Source organism: Halorubrum sp. SP3, from assembly GCF_005435195.1.
GTDB lineage: Archaea > Halobacteriota > Halobacteria > Halobacteriales > Haloferacaceae > Halorubrum > Halorubrum sodomense.
The window spans coordinates 126369-144133 of sequence record NZ_SGTU01000005.1; the positions used below are offsets into that span (position 1 = coordinate 126369).

At 64.5% G+C, this 17765-nt stretch carries 14 protein-coding genes and 1 pseudogene; 11 read left to right on the top strand and 4 right to left on the bottom strand.

The window, feature by feature from the left end:
- The first annotated feature begins 9 nt into the window (after positions 1-9).
- The 3 genes from EXE42_RS05740 to EXE42_RS05750 all read left to right on the top strand — a co-directional run bounded on the left by EXE42_RS05740 (position 10) and on the right by EXE42_RS05750 (position 3914).
- Positions 10-1800: a histidine kinase N-terminal 7TM domain-containing protein gene (locus tag EXE42_RS05740; RefSeq protein ID WP_137694430.1), complete on the top strand. Its 1791-nt coding sequence runs from the start codon at positions 10-12 to the stop codon at positions 1798-1800.
- A gap of 30 nt (positions 1801-1830) precedes the next feature.
- Positions 1831-2271 (top strand): EamA family transporter, encoded by a 441-nt coding sequence (locus EXE42_RS05745; RefSeq protein WP_092922199.1) that lies wholly within the window; start codon positions 1831-1833, stop codon positions 2269-2271.
- Positions 2272-2369: 98 nt separating this feature from the next.
- Positions 2370-3914: an MATE family efflux transporter gene (locus tag EXE42_RS05750; protein ID WP_137706075.1), complete on the top strand. Its 1545-nt coding sequence runs from the start codon at positions 2370-2372 to the stop codon at positions 3912-3914.
- Positions 3915-3989: 75 nt separating this feature from the next.
- Here EXE42_RS05750 and EXE42_RS05755 read toward each other — a convergent pair whose 3' ends face one another.
- Complete coding sequence (locus EXE42_RS05755) at positions 3990-4631, bottom strand: type 1 glutamine amidotransferase (RefSeq protein WP_092922195.1); 642 nt, start codon at positions 4629-4631, stop codon at positions 3990-3992.
- Between the two features lie 40 nt (positions 4632-4671).
- Here EXE42_RS05755 and EXE42_RS05760 point away from each other — a divergent pair, with 40 nt between their 5' ends.
- A complete protein-coding gene (locus tag EXE42_RS05760) occupies positions 4672-6282 on the top strand; it encodes a SufS family cysteine desulfurase (protein WP_137706076.1) in 1611 nt (536 codons plus the stop codon).
- A gap of 31 nt (positions 6283-6313) precedes the next feature.
- On the opposite strand, the gene arcS is transcribed toward EXE42_RS05760, so the two are convergent.
- Positions 6314-8155, bottom strand: coding sequence for an archaeosine synthase subunit alpha (gene arcS, locus EXE42_RS05765; RefSeq protein WP_137706077.1), 1842 nt, complete (start codon positions 8153-8155; stop codon positions 6314-6316).
- A gap of 116 nt (positions 8156-8271) precedes the next feature.
- On the opposite strand from arcS, the gene EXE42_RS05770 reads away from it, so the two are divergent.
- A complete protein-coding gene (locus EXE42_RS05770; RefSeq protein ID WP_092922189.1) occupies positions 8272-8796 on the top strand; it encodes a pyridoxamine 5'-phosphate oxidase in 525 nt (174 codons plus the stop codon).
- A 182-nt stretch (positions 8797-8978) separates the two neighbouring features.
- On the opposite strand, the pseudogene EXE42_RS05775 reads toward EXE42_RS05770, so the two are convergent.
- Positions 8979-9472: pseudogene (locus EXE42_RS05775) on the bottom strand (hypothetical protein); the annotation flags it as partial.
- 35 nt (positions 9473-9507) lie between these two features.
- Positions 9508-10254 carry a helix-turn-helix domain-containing protein gene (locus EXE42_RS05780; RefSeq protein WP_092922187.1) on the bottom strand — a complete coding sequence of 249 codons (747 nt, stop codon included), beginning with the start codon at positions 10252-10254 and terminating at the stop codon, positions 9508-9510.
- Between the two features lie 211 nt (positions 10255-10465).
- Between EXE42_RS05780 and EXE42_RS05785 the strand changes: the two genes are divergently transcribed.
- The 6 genes from EXE42_RS05785 (at position 10466) to EXE42_RS05810 (ending at position 17726) form a co-directional block, all read left to right on the top strand.
- Complete coding sequence (locus tag EXE42_RS05785) at positions 10466-12151, top strand: ABC transporter substrate-binding protein (RefSeq protein ID WP_158294263.1); 1686 nt, start codon at positions 10466-10468, stop codon at positions 12149-12151.
- Positions 12152-12217: 66 nt separating this feature from the next.
- The gene (locus tag EXE42_RS05790; protein WP_092923237.1) at positions 12218-13171 is read left to right on the top strand and encodes an ABC transporter permease; all 954 of its coding nucleotides are present in this window, start codon (positions 12218-12220) and stop codon (positions 13169-13171) included.
- A complete protein-coding gene (locus tag EXE42_RS05795; protein ID WP_092922183.1) occupies positions 13171-14091 on the top strand; it encodes an ABC transporter permease in 921 nt (306 codons plus the stop codon). The genes EXE42_RS05790 and EXE42_RS05795 overlap by 1 nt, the downstream gene beginning before the upstream one ends.
- A complete protein-coding gene (locus EXE42_RS05800; RefSeq protein WP_137694435.1) occupies positions 14088-15299 on the top strand; it encodes an ABC transporter ATP-binding protein in 1212 nt (403 codons plus the stop codon). The genes EXE42_RS05795 and EXE42_RS05800 overlap by 4 nt, the downstream gene beginning before the upstream one ends.
- Positions 15296-16411 carry an ABC transporter ATP-binding protein gene (locus EXE42_RS05805; RefSeq protein ID WP_092922179.1) on the top strand — a complete coding sequence of 372 codons (1116 nt, stop codon included), beginning with the start codon at positions 15296-15298 and terminating at the stop codon, positions 16409-16411. Before EXE42_RS05800 ends, EXE42_RS05805 begins: the two co-directional genes overlap by 4 nt.
- Positions 16398-17726, top strand: a complete 1329-nt coding sequence (locus tag EXE42_RS05810; RefSeq protein WP_137706078.1) for an OFA family MFS transporter — start codon at positions 16398-16400, stop codon at positions 17724-17726. Before EXE42_RS05805 ends, EXE42_RS05810 begins: the two co-directional genes overlap by 14 nt.
- Positions 17727-17765: the final 39 nt, after the last annotated feature.

The window sequence follows — 17765 nt, forward strand, 5'->3', positions numbered from 1 at the left end:
AAAAACTCCATGGCAGCGCTGAGTCCGCTGTCCGTCGCCCTCCTCGTCGCCGTGACGGTCGGACTGGCGGCGGCGATTCTCGCGTGGCGGGAGCGCCCGGAGCCGGGCGCGACGTGGCTCGCCGTGCTCCTCGCCGGGCAGGTCTGGTGGGCGACGTTCCTCGTCTTCGAACTGGAGGCGACGACGCTGCCGGCGAAGGCGCTGTGGTACGACGTCCAGTGGGTCGGGGTCGTGGTCATCCCGGTCGGCTGGCTCTTCTTCGCGCTCGCGTACACCGGTTACGACCGCTACGTGACTCCCTTCTCCGTCGCGCTGGTGTCGGTCGTGCCCGCCGCGACCGTCGCGGTCGCCGCCGCCGGCGACCCGGGGAACCTCCTCGCGGTCGACCGGGTGGTGCGCGAGACCGCCGTCGGGACGTTCCTCGGCGTGGTTCCGGGGCCGCTGTACTACGTCATCGCGGGGTACACCTACCTCCTCGGTGCGGCCGGGTCGGTCCCGCTCGTCCAGCTGATCCGCGACGACGCGCGCCCGTTCCGGGGACAGAGCGCGGCGCTGCTCGTCGGGACCGCGGCGCCGTGGGCCGGGAACCTCGCGCACCTCTCCGGCGCGGTGCCGATCCCCGGGCTCGATCCCACTCCGCTCGTGTTCGGGGTCTCGGGGGTCGCGTACCTGCTCGCGCTCTCGCGGTTCCGGCTGCTGACGCTCGCGCCGGCCCCGCGCCGCCGTGCGCGCCAGCTCGTCTTCGAGCAGCTCCACGACCCGGTCTTCGTCGTCGGAGCCGAGGGGCTCCTCGTCGACCTCAACGAGTGCGCGGCCGAGACGTTCGGGATCGACCGGCGCGACGCGATCGGCGAGCCCGCGGCGACCGTCGTGCCGAAGTACGACGCGATCCGCGAGCTCGACGGCGCCGACGCCGACAAGCCGCGGCCGATACCGATCGTCGGCCGCGACGGCCAACGGCCGTACGAGGCGACGGTCAGGGACGTGATCGACGACCACGACCGCACCACGGCCCGAGTCGTCACGCTCCACGACGTCGGGGCGTACCTCGGCCAACAGCAGCGGCTCAACGTCTTGAACCGCGTGTTCCGTCACGACGTTCGGACGGAGACCAACCTCATCCAGGGGTACGCCGAACAGCTCCGCTCGGACCCGACCGACGAGCGCGCCCTGTCGGTCATCGAGGAGAGCGCCGAGCGGATGCTCGAACTCAGCGAGCGCACCCGGACCGCCGGCGAGCTGTTCGACCCGACGGAGGAGTCGCGGTCGGTGCCGCTCCCGGACGTCGTCGACGAGGCCGTCGGGGAGGCGCGGGCGGTCGCCCCCGAGGCCCGGATCGAGGTCGGGCAGGTGGCACCGGTCCCGGTCCCGGACGTGCTGGCGGTCGTCCTCGGGAACCTCTGTACGAACGCGGTCGGGCACAACGACGCGGCGACGCCGTGGATGCGGATCGACGCCGCGGTCGCGGACGGCTGGGTCGAGGTCACCGTCGCTGACGACGGCCCGGGGATCGACCCCGCCGAGTACGACGTGTTGGACCGCGGCACGGAGACCCCCCTGCGCCACGGCAGCGGGATCGGCCTGTGGATCGTCAAGTGGGGCGTCGACCACCTCGGCGGGCGGATCTCGTTCGACGAGCGCGAGCCGACCGGGACGGTCGTGACGGTCTGCGTCCCGGTCGACCGCTCGGAGACGCCGGGCGCCGGCCCGGACGGTGAGCCCCCGGATCCGCACCTCGATGACCCGGCGCCGAGCGACGAGTCGGGCTCGCTCGGGCCGCCGCCGGACGCGGGTCGATAGGCACTTGACGCCGGGCGGCGACCCCGAGGTATGGACGCTACGGCCACGACCTATCTCCCCTACGCGCTGCTCGCGATGGGCGCGTACGCGCTCGTCTCGCCGCTGATGCGCGTCGCAACGACCGGTCCGAACGCGATCCCGAGCGACGTCGCCGTCGTCGTCTCGAACACCCTGCTCGTCGCCATGGCGGTCGGCGTGATCGCGTACACCGGGCAGGGGTTCGCGACCCACCTCGCGTCGCCGAAGCTGCCCCACGTGCTCGCGGCGGGCGTGTTCCTCGGGATCGGCATCCTCGCATTGTACCGATCGCTCTCGCTCGGCCCGGTGAGCGTCGTGACCCCCATCTTCGCGATGTTCCTCGTCTTCTCGTCGGTGATCGGCTTCCTGTTCCTCGGCGAGTCGTTCACGGCCCGGAAGGGGCTCGGAATCGTCTTCGCGGCCGCCGCGGTGTACCTCGTCTCCGGCGCCTGACCGGTGGGTCGATCCCGGCCCGCCGACCCCGCGATCCGGAACGGCCTGCCGCGTGACGAAACCCCTTTAGCCGCCAGCGGGAAAGGAGCGCACCCGCCGTGTCTCGCCTTCCGAGTTCCCTCCGCGCGCTGATCTCGTACGTCGCCGACCTCCCGAACCCGTTCCGCGCGCTCATCCTCTACATCGGCTTCGCACTCGCGAGGATCGGGCTGATCGACCGCCACCGCGTGGTCCGGACCACCGACCTCGCGTGGCCGCGGATCGTGACCGGGATCGCCCGGATGTCGAAGAACGCGGTCGACGTCGCGATGGTCGGCGTCGCGGTCGGCACCAGCGCCGTCGCCGGCGTCGGCTTCGCCGGCCCCTACTGGGGGCTCGCGTTCGCGCTCGGCGGCGGCGTCGCCGGCGGCACCATCGCCTTAGTCTCCCAGCGGTACAGCGCCGAGGCGTTCGTCGAACTCGGGGACGCGGTCCGGTCGAGCGTCCTCCTCGTGATCGCGATCAGCGTCCCCGTCAGCGGCGCCTTCTGGCTGTACGCGCCGGCGTTCATCGACGCGCTGAGCAGCAACGAGGCGGCGATCGCCTACGGCGCCGACTACCTCCGCGTGGTCGGCCTCGGCGTCCCCTTCGCCGCGCTCAACCTCGTCGGCAGCCGCGTGCTGGTCGGCTGCGACGACGCGTACACCGCGATGCGGGTCCGGGCGGGCGGCGCGGTCGCGAACATCGTCCTCAGCGCGCTGTTCATCTTCGGCCTCGGCTGGGGCGTCGAGGGCGCCGCGGTCGGCACCGTCCTCTCGAACGTCCTCGCGGTCGCCGGGTTCACCGTCGGACTCGTCCGCGGGAGCGCCCCGCTGGTCGGGGAGTTCCCGGTCGCGATCGACCCGGCCGGCTCGTATCTCAATCCCGAAATGCTACGCGACCTCGTCGAGATCGGGGTTCCCGTCGGCGCGCGCAACCTCGTGTGGACGGCCGCCGAGTTCCCCATGCTCGCCATCCTCGACGTGTTCGGCGAGAACACGGTGGCCGCGTTCGTCATCGCGCGTCGCATCTGGGGGATCATGAACACCCCCGGCTGGGGGTTCGGCCTCGCCTCCTCCAGTCTGGTCGGCCAGGAACTCGGCGTGGAGCGGCCCGACGAGGCGGAGGCGTACGCCCGCGACATCATCCGGTTCTCGGTGGCGACGTACGCCGTCTCCGCGGTGCTGATCGCCGTCTTCGCGACCGACATCGTCTCGCTGTTCGCCCAGTCGCCCGACAGCCCCGAGATACCGATCGCCGTGAACCTCGTGTACGCGGCCTGCGCGGCGGTGATCTTCCAAGGGATCTCCGGCGGGGCCGCCGGCCCCCTCGACGCCGCCGGCGACACGAAGATCCCCTTCGCGAGCCAGTTCCTCGGGATGTTCTGCGTGTCGATTCCCCTCGCGTACGTCGGCGCCCACAGCTCGACCCCGGCTATCGACCTCCCGCTCGTCGGCGTCACGGTCCCGGAGGTCGCGCTCCCCGCGATCGGCCTGTGGGGACTCTACCTCGCGTTCATGGCGGAGACGACGATCCCCGCCGCGATCAACTACCTCCGGTTCCGCTCGGGCAAGTGGAAGAAGATAAGCGAGGCGTACCGCCCCGGGGCGACCGCGGACGACTGAGCCGCTGACCCGTCGTCCGGCGGCTTTTCGACGCGAGTCGTCTGCGGTTGCCGTCCCGGAGAAGTGGAGTGGACGCTACGATTCGCTCTCGGACGACTCGACGAGGTCCGCGAAGTTGGCGAGCGTCCGGGTGGCGGTGGAGTCCTCGAAAGAGCCGTCGGCCGCCTCCCAGTCGTCGTACTCGTCTGTGATCCGAGGCGTGAATTCGGGGTGATACTGGACCGACCAGACGGGCCGGTCGCGGTGGCGCGTGGCGAAGTACTCGTAGTAGTCCGCGCGCCCGATGACCTCCATCCCGTCGCCGAGCTCCGTCACGACGTCGGAGTGAAGGACGGGCACGCTCGGTTCGACGCCGTCGAACAGCGGCTCGTCGGCGTCGAGTTCGGCGTCGTGGAGCCGGAGGCGGGAGGTCCCGCTGTCGACGACCTCGCCGCCGAGGGCGGCGTTCAGAATCTGATGGCCGAAGCAGATGCCGAGGGTCGGGACGTCCTCCTCGACGAGCCGGCGCGCGAACCGCTTCTGGGCCGCGATCCACGGCTGGTCGGGCTCGTCGTACACGCCGACCTCGCTGCCGCCGATGACGACGCCGTCCACGTTATCGAGGGCCGGGTCGCCGTCCTCGTTCGGGTAGTTGTACACGCGGGCGTCGGGCAGGAAGTGGACGATCTCGTCGGCCATGTAGCCGCCGTCGACCGCGTTATCGAGTACCAATATCATTTGGGAGTTATTTAAATAGAACTGATCTCTTGGTAGTTACATGAGTTTCGATGCCGAAGCGGTTCGTTCGGACTTCCCCGTGCTCGACCGACGCGTGAACGGGCATCCGCTCACCTACCTCGACAACGCCGCGACCACGCACACACCCCAGCAGGTGTACGACGTCTTCGAGGAGTTCTACGCGGGGTACAACGCGAACGTCCACCGCGGGATCCACGAGCTCAGTCACGAGGCCTCGCTCGCCTACGAAGAGGCGCACGACCGCGTCGCCGACTTCCTCGGCGCAGACGGCCGCGAGGAGATCGTCTTCACCAAGAACACCACCGAGAGCATCAACCTCGTCGCGTACGGTCTCAGCCGGCGTCTCAGCGAGGGCGACGAGATCGTCGCGACGGAGATGGACCACCACGCCTCGCTGGTCACCTGGCAGCAGATCGCCGAGCGCACGGGTGCGACCGTCCGCCACATTCCCGTCACGGCCGACGGCCACCTCGACATGGACGCCGCCCGCGACCTCGTCACCGACGACACCGCGGTCGTCTCTGTCCCCCACGTCTCGAACGTGCTCGGGACGGTCAATCCCGTTGCCGACCTCGCGGCCCTCGCACACGACCACGACGCGTACGCGGTCGTCGACGGCGCCCAGTCCGCCCCGACGCGGCCCGTCGACGTGGGGGCGATGGACGCGGACTTCTTCGCGTTCAGCGGCCACAAGCTCGCCGGGCCCACTGGAGTCGGGGGACTGTACGGGAAACGCGAGATCTTGGCGGAGCTCGACCCGTTCCTGTTCGGCGGAGAGATGATCCGGAACGTCACGCTCACCGACTCGACGTGGAACGAGCTTCCCTGGAAGTTCGAGGCGGGTACGCCGCCGATCGCGGAGGGTATCGCGCTCGGCGCGGCCGTCGACTATCTCGAGAAACTGGGAATGGACGCCGTCCGCGACCACGAGAACGAACTCGCGCAGTACCTCCTCAGAGAACTCGCCGACCGAGAGTTCGTCCGGACGTATGGTCCCGGCGTCGGCGAGGAGCGCACCGGCCTCGTCTCGTTCAACGTCGAGGGCGTCCACGGGCACGACCTCTCCAGCCTCCTCAACGATCGAGGCATCGCCATCCGCGCCGGCGACCACTGTACGCAGCCGCTCCACGACCGGCTCGACATCCCCGGCTCCGCGCGGGCGTCGTTCTACGTCTACAACACCCGCGCGGACATCGACCGCCTCCTCGACGTCGTCGACACCGCCCGAGACGACCTGGACGCGTACCTCGCCTCCGATCGCTACCACGATCTCGTCAGCGAACACTACCACCGCCCCCGTAACCCGGGCGCACTCACCGATCCGACGTTCGTGAAGTCCTCCGAGGAGACGACCTGCGGCGACGACGGCGAGTTCCACGTCGCGATCGCCGACGGCCGTATCGAGGAGATCGCCTTCGAGAGCCGGAGCTGTGCGGTCAGCCGCGCCGTCGCCAGCCTCCTCTCGGAGCACCTCGCCGGGATGTCGGTCGAGGCGGTCGCCGACCTCGACGGGTACGTCGCCCGCGAGCTCGACGGACAGTACCCCGACCTCCGACGCGAGTGCGTCGAAGGCCCGGAGGATGTCATCCGAGAGGCGGCTCGGGAGTACGTCGAGGAGAACAGCGCGTAGGACCGCTACCGCGTCGTCTTTCGGGGCTCGGTCACTTCTCGTCGGCGTGTCGAACCTCGACCGCGACCCCCCGCGTCGCCCCCGCCATCTCCGGGCCGGACATCGCCGCGCGGCCGACCGCGAACGCCTTCGGGCCCTCGACCACGACCTCGTCGCCGACCCGAATCCCGTCGTCGGCGTCGACGACGCCGGGCGCGAGGACGGAGCCGTGCGGGACGAACGAGTCGATCTCGACCCGCTTCGTCGGCGCGTCGCTCGCGACCCAGCGGTGCGCGCCGGCGAGGGTGAACGAGAGGGTGCCGTACTGGGGAACCATCGTCGCCAGCTGCTCGCCCGGCTCGCCCTCGCGGCCGGCGTCGGGGTCGTCGCCCCACACCTGGAGCTTCGGGTAGCGACCGGTGGTGCGCACGTCGGCCTCCCCGCCGTACGCCTCGTCGCCGTCGCCGGCCTCACCGCCGCCCGCGCCGAGCCCGCCGAAGAGGTCGTCGCCCGCGCCGTCTCCGAGGAGGTAGTCCGCGATGGCGCGGACGGTGTTGTGCTCGCGCTCGCGTTTGCTGTACGCGGGCTCGCCTTCGAGCGCCGCGTTCAGTTCGCCGAGCGACTCGTCGGTCGTCGGGTGGTCGACGCAGGTGTACTCGAACTCGACGTCGACGGCGCCCTCGACGCGCTCGCAGATCTCGCGGTAGCCGTCCTCGGGGACGTGCGCGACGACGCGGGAGTAGTCGTTGCGGTCGAGGTACCGTCGCAGCACCTCCGCGACGAACGAAATCTCGTCCTCGCTCCAGTCGCCGGTGACGACCGAGTCGTAGTGTTGGGCGGGGTAGGTCGTCTCCAGCTCCTGCGGGACCACGCCGATGGGCGAGGTCATCGACACGGTGTGGCCGCGCCACTGGATCGCGTCGTGGAACTGGCGGTGGCTCTGGGAGTCGCTGTACGGCTTGGTGGCCGAGCAGGGGACCAACACGAGCGGCTGGTCGGTGAATCGGTTGCGGTAGCGGCTCGTGACGCGGTCCGCGAACCGCCGAATCTCGACGCGGTCGAGCGTCTCCGCCGACGCCGCCGTCAGCTCCGCGTCGCGCATGAGCGGCGTCCGTTCTTCGAGGTACCCCCACTGGTCGTCGAACTCGCGGAACGCGGCCGTGAGCCACCCCTCGTGGCGGGCCTGCCCCTCGACGTAGTCGCGCAGGCGGCCGCTCCGGATCCGCTCGCGGACCCGGCGGAGTTCGGCGCGGAGGGAGTTGGCGTTGTGGTCGGCGCAGTCGGCGCGCGTGAACTCGCTCCGGGCCTTCGCGCAGGCGGGGCAGGCGCACGGCAGTTCGTCGAGGTCCTCGAGGAAGTGTTCGGCGTCGGCGGTGAGGTACATCCCCTGCGTCCCCTTCGTCCGCGCGAGCGTCGCGTCGACGAGGTCGACGCCGGCGTACGCGAGGAGCGCGACGTTCCGGGGCGTGGCGACGCCGGAGAGGCCGAGCGCGGCGTCCGGGGGCAGGCCCTCCTTCGCACGAACGATCGCGTCGCGGAACGCCTCGCCGTGGCCGACGAACCCCTGCGCGTCCGAGAGGAGGTAGGCGTCGGCGCCGAGGTCGCGGGCGCTCCGGCTGTCGACGACCGCCGCCGAGGGGAAGTCGACATCGGGGTGGTCGACCGCGAACGACTCGCGGACCTCCTCGCGGGTGCCGGCCGGGAACGACCGGTGGGGGAGCACCGTCAGCGCGGACTCGTCGCCGTCCGGCACCTCGCGGTCGCCGGCCCAGAGGCTCCCGGCGTCGTCGAGGAACGGGTCCGCGAGCGCCGGGGTCGTCACGGGGTCGGCGAGGCGGACCGCCCCGAGGCGGGCCGCGCCGTCGCGCTCGTGGACCTCGAAGTAGTCGGTCATACCGCCACTCGCGCGGGGACGGTCAATTCTCTTGTGTTCCGCGGACGCGCCGCGGACCGAGGACCGGCGACGCGCCCCGGCGCAACTGTTAGGCGGGACGCGGCCGATGGATCGGTATGGATCCGACCGGCCCGTGGGACCGCGAGCGCGTGGACGAGTTCCTCGGCAGCGCGCGAGTCCCGGTCCGACTCGGCTGCCGCACGCCGAGCGACCGCCCGTGGATCGTCTCGCTGTGGTTCGCGTGGGAACCGGAGGCGGGGAGCGGCGAAGGCGCCGAGGGCGGCTCCGGCGAGCCGACCGGCGCCATCCGCTGTGCGACGAGCGCGAGCGCCGACCTCGTCGAGTTCGTCGAACACGACGATCACGTCTCCTTCGACGTGTCGACGAACGACCCCCCGTACAAGGGCGTCCGCGGCCGCGGTCACGCGACGGTGGCGCCGGACGACGACAAGCGACTCCTTCGAACGCTCCTGCGCAGATATCTGGGCGGGGTCGACAACGCGACCGCCGACCGACTGCTGCGGCCCGAGCGCGAGGAAGTCGAGATCCGGATCGAACCGGAGCGGCTCCACGCGTGGGACTACTCGGAGCGCATGAAATCGACCGACCGGTCGGGGCGCACGGGACCGGCGGACGAGTGAGCCGATCGCGGTCGGTCGAGTTTCGACGGGTTTCCATGGTTCTCCGAAAGGGTGTCAAGGTTAGAGGATGGCATTGTGGAGAGTTGCGAAGGCTTTGAGATACGCTTCCTGCGGGGACTCCGAGTTTGCCATCAGCACATCCGGCGTGCGAATCTCTCGATATACTTTCTGCCGATATCGGCCTACCATCCGAGCAACCGGGACAGGAATCTACTGGATCCGTCTTCTGCTTCGGTGGGCTCCCCGTGTTTAGACTCGGAAGTATTTCGGTCTATCGCGACCGCTGTCTCGTTGGTCAGCAGTTCACCCACCGAGAATCCGACCCACTCCGCGAACTCTTCGGGGGCTCCAATATAGACGCTCGTCGCTGACTTCTCCGACATGGACCGTTTTACAAGTCGTTTTTCGCAATCGTACACCTCGTACCCTTCCCGATCGAAATTCGCTGTGAGGGCCCCGGTTCAGATTCGAATGTGACGCGACCACCCTGGATATCCCGCTGCGGCATCAACTGACTCGTGTTGTACTCTTTTTCGGCTGACTCATCTGCCGGGAAGTAGTCCGGTTCGTCTCGGCTGGCCTTCTCGTAGAAGCCACGCATTGTCTGGCGGACGTCCTCAGTCGTCCCACCCCCGTCGGTGTAGGGCTTTTCGGTCATCGTCCGCCGGACCACGTACCAAACTGCGGAAGTAAACACCACCAGTGTAGCGATTAACACTCGGAGGGGTCACTCCGTAATGTCTCAGGCTGCGTGTTTTGGTTGACCACGTCAGGGAACAGATGTCTTCCAACTTCCGAGAGAAGCGTGTTTTCTACGCGTTTAATGTGTTCCCCTGCCGTTGAGTGGTGAACATCAAGAAACGCAGCGATGTCGCTAATCGTGGCCTGATTATTCTCAGCGTAATACCCCAATTCGAGCGCTGCCTCAAAGGCGGCTAATTGTTGTTTCGTCAGCTCAGATCGGAGCGCGTGATAATGAATGGCCTCCTCGTCGCTGATGGGACCGACATCGACGTTCCGGGCCAGTCGAACGTTGTTGCTCCGCTCCTCGATGGCGTCCACAAGTCTCCGGAGTGCGTCCTTATGTCGAGTGTAGACAACCCAGTGTTCGATCCCGTGTTCGACTACAACTGTCGAGTACTGGAAGCAGCCGGCGTCGTCGATGAGCTTGAGGATGGAGGGATTATTGGCTGGGTAATTGACCTCACTAATGAAGTACGCTCGATTCGCGTCACCAGCTGAGACGCGCTCGAACTCGACCGTAGCGTCGTGATCCCGATAGTTCTCTGCGAATGCCGCTACTTTACTCTCCGCACCGTCGACCGCAAGCAATCGCTTCGCTTCACCGCCAGTGAGCCTGACACGAGAGACATTCTCGATTCTGACCGACGAGTGGGAGGAGGACACGTCTGAAACGGGGCAGCCGTAGTGTCTTACGGCCAGTTCTGCTTCCCACATGGTTGGGTGCCGTCGGTCCGTGTATTTATATGTTTGTGATCAGTTACCATATAACAGGATTAACCGAACGGATCAATAATGTCTACGCTGAGAAATGAAGCCAGATATATCTGGCCGAATATTTAGGTCAGTTTATCTACTGTCACCTCCCGTCATGCGAGGCGTTGACAAGGATCAACTAGAAGGTCCGAGTATTGACCGTCGTACAACGATGAAACTGTTGAGCGCAGCGGGCTTGGCCGGTGTGGCCGGCTGTACTGGTGATGGTAGTCAGCCAGGGTCTGACGGCAGTAACGGTGGGGACGGTGGTGATGGTAGCGATAGTGATTCCAATATGGGCGGCTCTATTGAGGCCGGCTGGGCATTCAACGCGGTGGAGGTGCTTGATCCCCACTACGTTGATCTCTACCAGCAGATCACGATTTTCTCAAACATCTTTTCGGGTATCGTCAAACTGGACCGCAACGGTGAGATCGTGGGCGATGCGGCAAGCGATTGGACGCTGCCTGACAACACGACCTACGAGTTCACCATTCGCGAGGGAATGACGTTCCACAACGGAGACACACTCGACGCCTCCGCGATCAAGTGGTCCATTGAGCGATTGATGGGGCTCGATGACTCGCCTCATATCGGGAAGGTAGCTGATATCGAAAGTGTGGAGGCGCCGGATGCGACGACGCTCCGAATTAATCTCTCGAGGCCCGTTGCTCCGTTTATCACATTCCTCACGCGCGGTCCGGGACGGGCTGGAACCATCGTCAATAAAACGGCAGTCGAGGAGGACCCCCAACGCTACCGGCGTTACCCCGTCGGGTCGGGCCCATTCGAACTCACGGAACGGTCCACGGGAGAGTCGCTCACCCTGACGGCGTTCGACGATTACTGGGAGACCGACTCAGAGGGCAATAGTCTCCCGTACCTTGACGAGGTTGTCATCAACCTCATTCCTGAACCCTCCACAATGTGGAGCGCAATTACGACCGACGGGATCCAGTATGCCGACGAACTCCCACCTCAGAACGCGCGGCAGGTACAGGGCGGGGGTGGAAGTGTCGATGTTGCGGGGGTCAGCTCTGGCGAGTGGTCGTGTTTGGCGATGCTGTGTAATGATCCGGCCTCCGATGAGTGGGCTGAACGGCAGTCGTACGCGAGCGGTAACGACCAGCCGACCGATGCGTGGGAGGGAACGGATATCCCCACGACGGATCGGCGAGTCCGGCAGGCGGTAGCGATGGCCATCGACCGAGAGGAGCTGGTCAGCACCGCGTACTTTGGCTTCGCTGAGCCCGCACACAGCCTGATCAACCCTGCTATTGCCTGGGCATATCAAGAACAGCCGGAAAACGCTCAAATGTATAATCCCGAGCGAGCTCGAGAACTATTAGACGAAGCCGGGTACACCGGCGAACCACGGTTCTCCGGAAGCATTCTTGGCACTCCGACCGACGAACGGGTGATGACCGTGTTACAACAGCAGCTATCGAACGTCGGTATCGATGCCACACTCGACGTCCAGCAGGAGTCGTCCTACTGGGATAACATCTACCGATACAATCACATGTTCATGATGTACGGCGGTGGCGGCGACATCGACCCGTGGATGTCGTGGTGGAAACAGCTCCGCACGCCGATGGAGGAGGGATCCTCGGGTGCGTGGCAAAAGAACCTCTACTCCAACGAGAATTTCGACGAAGCGCTTTCAAAATCATTCAATACACCGAACCAGGACGAACGGATCGAATACGTCCGAGAGGCCGAGCAAATCTTCCTCGAAGACGCGCCGTTCGCGATGACGACGTTCCCCCTCACTCCGAAAGGGAGCGTGACACAGCTCAAAAATGTAGGCAACCAGATTGGCTTGAGCAACTTCCATCGCGCCTACCTCGAGGAGTAACATGCTGTTCACACTGACAGCTCGGGCGATGTCAACCTGGCTCGTTAGGGGTGATCCGTAATGGGGATGCGTCGCTATATCGCCAAGCGAGTCGCTCACGCGCTGGTGGTAATCTACATTGTTGCAACAATCGTGTTCTTTGCCGTCAGAGCCATCCCTGGCGACCCAGCACGAGTCCTGCTCGGCGGCGACGCCAGCGCCGAAGCCATTGCGGCACTCCGGGAGGAGATGGGCCTCACGGAACCGCTGTACGTTCAGTATATCCGGTGGATGGGCCGGATCTTACAAGGAGATCTCGGCACCTCGGTGTTTAGCGACCAGAGTGTCCTCCAGATGCTCATTGGTGTGGCTGAACCGACGCTGAGTATTGCTGGGCTCGGGATGCTAATTGCGCTGTTGATAGCTATTCCCGCTGGCATCACCAGCGCCGTCAAACAGTACCAGTGGGAAGACTACGTCGCGACGACGGTCTCGTTCATCGGTATCAGCATGCCTGGGTTCTGGATCGGTATTGTCTTGTTGATCATTTTCGCTGACCGGCTCGGCTGGGTGCCGGCGTTCGGCTACGTGTCGTTCCGGCAGGGGATCATCCCCTGGCTAAAACACATCATTCTGCCGGCCTTGGCGGTCGGGCTCCCCTACGGCGGGATCTTGATGCGGATGACTCGGTCGTCAATGATGGAAGTGCTGAACGAAGACTACATGCGAACGGCGCGAGCCAAGGGGTTAGACGGCCGGCTGATCGTTTTTAAACACGGGTTACAGAACGCTCTCATCCCGATCGTTACCGTCGCGGGTATCCTGCTGGGCGTGCTGCTCGGCGGCGTCGTCGCTGTTGAAATCGTGTTCGGGATCCAGGGGCTCGGCCGGCTGCTGATTGCGTCGATCCAACGCCGGGATTTCCCAGCTATCCAGGGAGCGGTGATCCTCATCTCGTTCGTGTTCGTGTTCATGAACCTGCTCGTGGACGTGTTATACACGTCGATCAACCCGCAGATCAAGTACGGAGGTAGTGAGTGATGTCGGTCTCTGATCTCGTCGAAAGTGCGTTCAGCGGCTCGAGTGAGAGCGGGAAGACCTTTGGAATCCGGTCTGACCTGCTTGAGCGGTTCATCAAAACGATTCGGCGTGACCTCAGAGCGAAGATCGGGTTCCTCGTTGTCGCGCTGTTCGGGCTGTCGGCTATCTTTGCGCCGATGCTGGCGCCGTACGACCCGATGTCCCAACAGTTCCCGATACTGATGCCACCGGACCCGTTGAGTGCCAACCCACTCGGCACGGACTCATTCGGCCGGGACCTCCTGTCACGGCTGATGTACGGCGCCCGGATTTCGCTGGCCGTTGGCCTCGGGGCGGTTACATTTGGAGCGGTCCTCGGAATCCTGATCGGCTTGTTCGCAGGCTACTACGGTGGGTACATCGACGACCTGCTGATGCGGGCCGTCGACGTCATGTGGGCGTTCCCGTGGCTACTCATCGCCATTATGCTAGTCGCGATCTTCGGCCAGGGGTTCTGGAATGTCATGGTCGCTATCGGGTTCGCCTATATCGATGATTTCGCACGGTTGGCCCGTGGCGAGGTCCTGGCGATCCGTGAAGAGGAGTATACCATGGCGGCGAAGAGCGTCGGGCTCGAAGACTATGAGATCATCTTCGAAGAAGTGTTCCCGAACACGGTTGCGCCGCTTATTGTCCAATTCACAATCTTCACGGCGCGAGCGATCCTCGCTGAGAGCACCCTGTCGTTCCTCGGACTGGGCGTTAAACCGACGACACCGACGTGGGGAGCCCTCCTGGGACAGGGTCGCGGATTCATCACGCAGGCGTGGTGGATCTCCATCATTCCGGGGATCGCCATCATGGTGACTGTGCTTGGAATCAACCTCTTCGGCGACGCACTACGTGATGCCTTCGACGTGAAAGAGACTGGTCAAACATGAGCTCGCAACCACGTCCTACACAGCGGGCTGGTCCGTCCGTATCGACTACTGTCACCGAGGAACCGCCGCTGCTGGCTGTTGATAATCTCCACACGACGTTCACCACAGAACGTGGAGATGTCCCGGCCGTTGACGGGGTTTCCTTCGCGATTAACGAGGGGGAGGTATTCGGCATCGTCGGTGAGTCAGGTTCCGGAAAATCCGTCACCGCTCTCTCGTTGTTGGGTCTCGCTGACGGCGCGACCGTTACCGCCGATCGGCTGTGCTTCCGGGATGAAGACCTCCTCACCAAAGATGAGGCAGCCCTCCGCGAGATCCGTGGCAACGACATCTCGATGATCTTCCAAGATCCGATGTCGTCGCTCAACCCGGTGATGACCGTTGGCGAGCAAATCGCTGAGGTCGTTCGCCACCACGGTGATGTCGGTGAATCGCAGTCGCTGTTCGCAGAACTCCGGCGGAAGTACGTCACCGGCACCAGCGAGTCAAGCGCCTCGTGGCAACGAGCGGTCGAGTTGCTGGACACCGTCGGCATTCCAGACCCGGCCGACAGGGCGAACGAGTACCCGCACCAGTTGTCCGGCGGGATGAAACAACGGGTGATGATCGCGCAAGCGCTCGCCGGCGATCCTGACCTGATTATCGCTGATGAGCCGACTACCGCTCTCGACGTGACGATCGAAGCCCAGATCCTCAACGAACTGCTCGATCTGCGCGATGAGTTCGGCGTCTCTATCATGCTCATCACGCACGACTTAGCAGTCGTCCGCGAAACGTGCGACCGCGTGGCCGTGATGTACGCGGGCGAAATGATGGAGACGGCTGATACCAGGACGCTCTTCGAAGATCCTCGCCACCCGTACACGCGAGGGTTGATAGATTCCATCCCCCGGACGGACGACGACCGTGAGTGGCTCGATGCTATCGAAGGCAACGTTCCCGACCCGACGGCCAAACCGCAGGGCTGTCCGTTTCGAACCCGGTGTGACGCCGCATTCTCTCTCTGTGAGGAGCCGCTTGTCGCCTACTCAGCGGAGGAGCCCGGCCATCGAACGTGGTGTCACCTCTATAACGATGCGGTTGCCAACGACGGGGACGAGGTCCAGCGTGTCGACGACGCGGAGGCGAAACAACTCATCCAAGAACACGAGGCCAGCGACGATCTGGTCACCCCGCAGCGGCCCAACTTCGGAGGGGAGTACAGATGAGTAGCCAATTCGAATCATCAGTCACCGATACCACAGGTGGTCAGTCAGCCGAGTCGGGCGGTGAACCGCTGCTGAGTGCGAAGGGCCTGAAAAAGCACTTTCCAGTTGAACAGAGCTTCCTCGACCGCCTGTTCGGTGATGACGAGTGGGTTCACGCCGTCGACGGGGTAGACCTGACGCTCGCCGAGCGGGAAACCCTCGGTGTGGTCGGTGAGTCCGGGTGTGGGAAGTCCACCCTCGGGCGCACACTGTCTCGACTCTACGAACCGACTGCTGGGACCATCCATTTCGACGGTGAAGAGATCTCTGACGCCGAAGGGGACCGGCTGAAAGCGCTCCGAAAAGATGTTCAGGTCATCTTTCAGGATCCGCTTTCATCGCTGAACCCACGAAAAACAGTCGGGGAGATTGTCGGCAAGCCGCTGGCGGTCCACGACATCGCGACTGGTGAGGCCAAAGACGAACGTGTCGCCGAGTTGTTCGAGGAGGTTGGCCTCTCACCCGACTTGCGCGACCGCTATCCACACGAGTTTTCCGGCGGCCAGCGCCAGCGTGTCGGTATCGCGCGTGCCCTTGCCGTGGAACCGAAACTCATCATTGCCGACGAGCCGGTTAGCGCACTCGACGTGAGCGTCCAGGCACAGATCATCAACTTAATGAAACGCCTCCAACAGGAGTACGGCCTCTCGTACGTTTTTATCGCACACGACCTATCAGTGGTGCGGCACGTCAGTGATCGTATCGCAGTCATGTATTTGGGAAAGATCGTAGAGGAGGGGCCGACACACGATATCTTTGAGGCACCGGCTCATCCCTACACGAAGTCACTGCTGGCAGCAATTCCGAGTATCACCGGCGAAATGGGGCGGCGAACCGTCCATCTCGATGGGAATCCACCAAGTCCTATCGACCCACCATCGGGATGTCCGTTCCATACCCGCTGTCCGGAGTACATCGACGAGGAGTGCGAAGCCGATGAGCCAGCGCTCCAACCGGTCGAGCAGAGCGCCGAGTCCGACCCCGAGCGGCACCGGTCGGCGTGTCACTGGAACGACCGTGACGAGGCTGACCGCGCAGCACAGAGTCCGTACGGAAACGATGTCGGGGGATGATTCCCACGCGTCTGCTGGGTCTACGACCGACGATCCGGGCACAGCAGCTCATGACCACTTGGGTTTCTCGCGGTGGTGGTTAATCGTCGCTGCTGCGGGCTCGATGGGCGTGGTGAGTCCCTACCAATACGTCTGGTCGTCGATCGAAGGACCGCTGGCGCGAGATCTCGGGATCGCATTGCCCGCACTGGGGCTCGTGTTCACGCTGTTCGTGATATTTCAGGCTGGCTCACAGTTTCCTGTTGGCTGGTGGCGTGACCGACACGGGCCGCGAAACCTGACCGCCATCGCAGCAGTGCTCGCCGGTGGTGGATACATCGGTATCACGTACGCAACGACAGTGTGGCACCTCTACGTACTGTACTCGCTGGGGGCGATCGGCGTTGGCATCGTGTACACCGTCGCGGTGAACACAGCCCTGAAATGGTTCCCCGACCGCCGCGGGCTGACCACTGGTGTCGGGACAATGGCTTTCGCCGGTGGCGCAGCACTGTTTGTCCCGTTCGTTCGTGCCAACGCTGCTGTTGACGCGTACAGCAGAGTATTGCGACTGATGGGTGTCCTCATCTTTGTCGTTGTCCTCCTGACGGCAGTGCTGCTACGGGATCCGCCGCCAAACTGGTTCAGGGACAGTAAAGAATCGAACGAGGCTCCGGCCGATCAGGCCTCAGCGGCGAATTTTCAGTATACATGGCGCGAAACAGCTCGAACCTGGCAGTTTTGGCTTATGTACGCAATGTTCGTTGCGGTGAGCGGAGCTGGTCTCATGGTGACTGCGAAGGTGATCTCATTTGCGCAGGCGATGTCGTTAACCGAGAATACGGCCACGCTCTCGGCGACAATGTTGCCCGTTGCGGCCGGGATCGGTCGCCTAGTCATGGGCGACCTCTCCGACCGGTTTGACCGACGATACATCATGGCGGTCTCATTTGCCTTGTGTGGAATCGGCGTTGGCAGCCTGGTTTTCGCCGCTCAAGCGGGGTCAACGGTCTTGTTCGTGGGGAGTGTCGTGTTAGCAACGTTCTTCTGGAGTCCGCAGTACACGCTGTTTCCAAGCTTGGTCGGTGAGTATTATGGAGAGGCTCACTCCTCGTCGAACTATGCGCTACTCTACTCTGGGAAAATGTGGGGTGGTATCTTCGGTGGCGCGGTCGCCGGCTGGCTGGTAACCGTTACTTCGTGGACGTTTACCTTTGGTATCGGAGCTGTCCTCGCTATCGGTGCTGGGGTGAGTGCATTAGCACTCCAAAGGCCTACCAAACACCCTGTGAGACCAACTGGTAGCGCTGTGAACCCTGGCGAAAAGCAGGACTGAACGTAGCTGTTGGCTCGCCCGCCCGATTACGATTTGAAC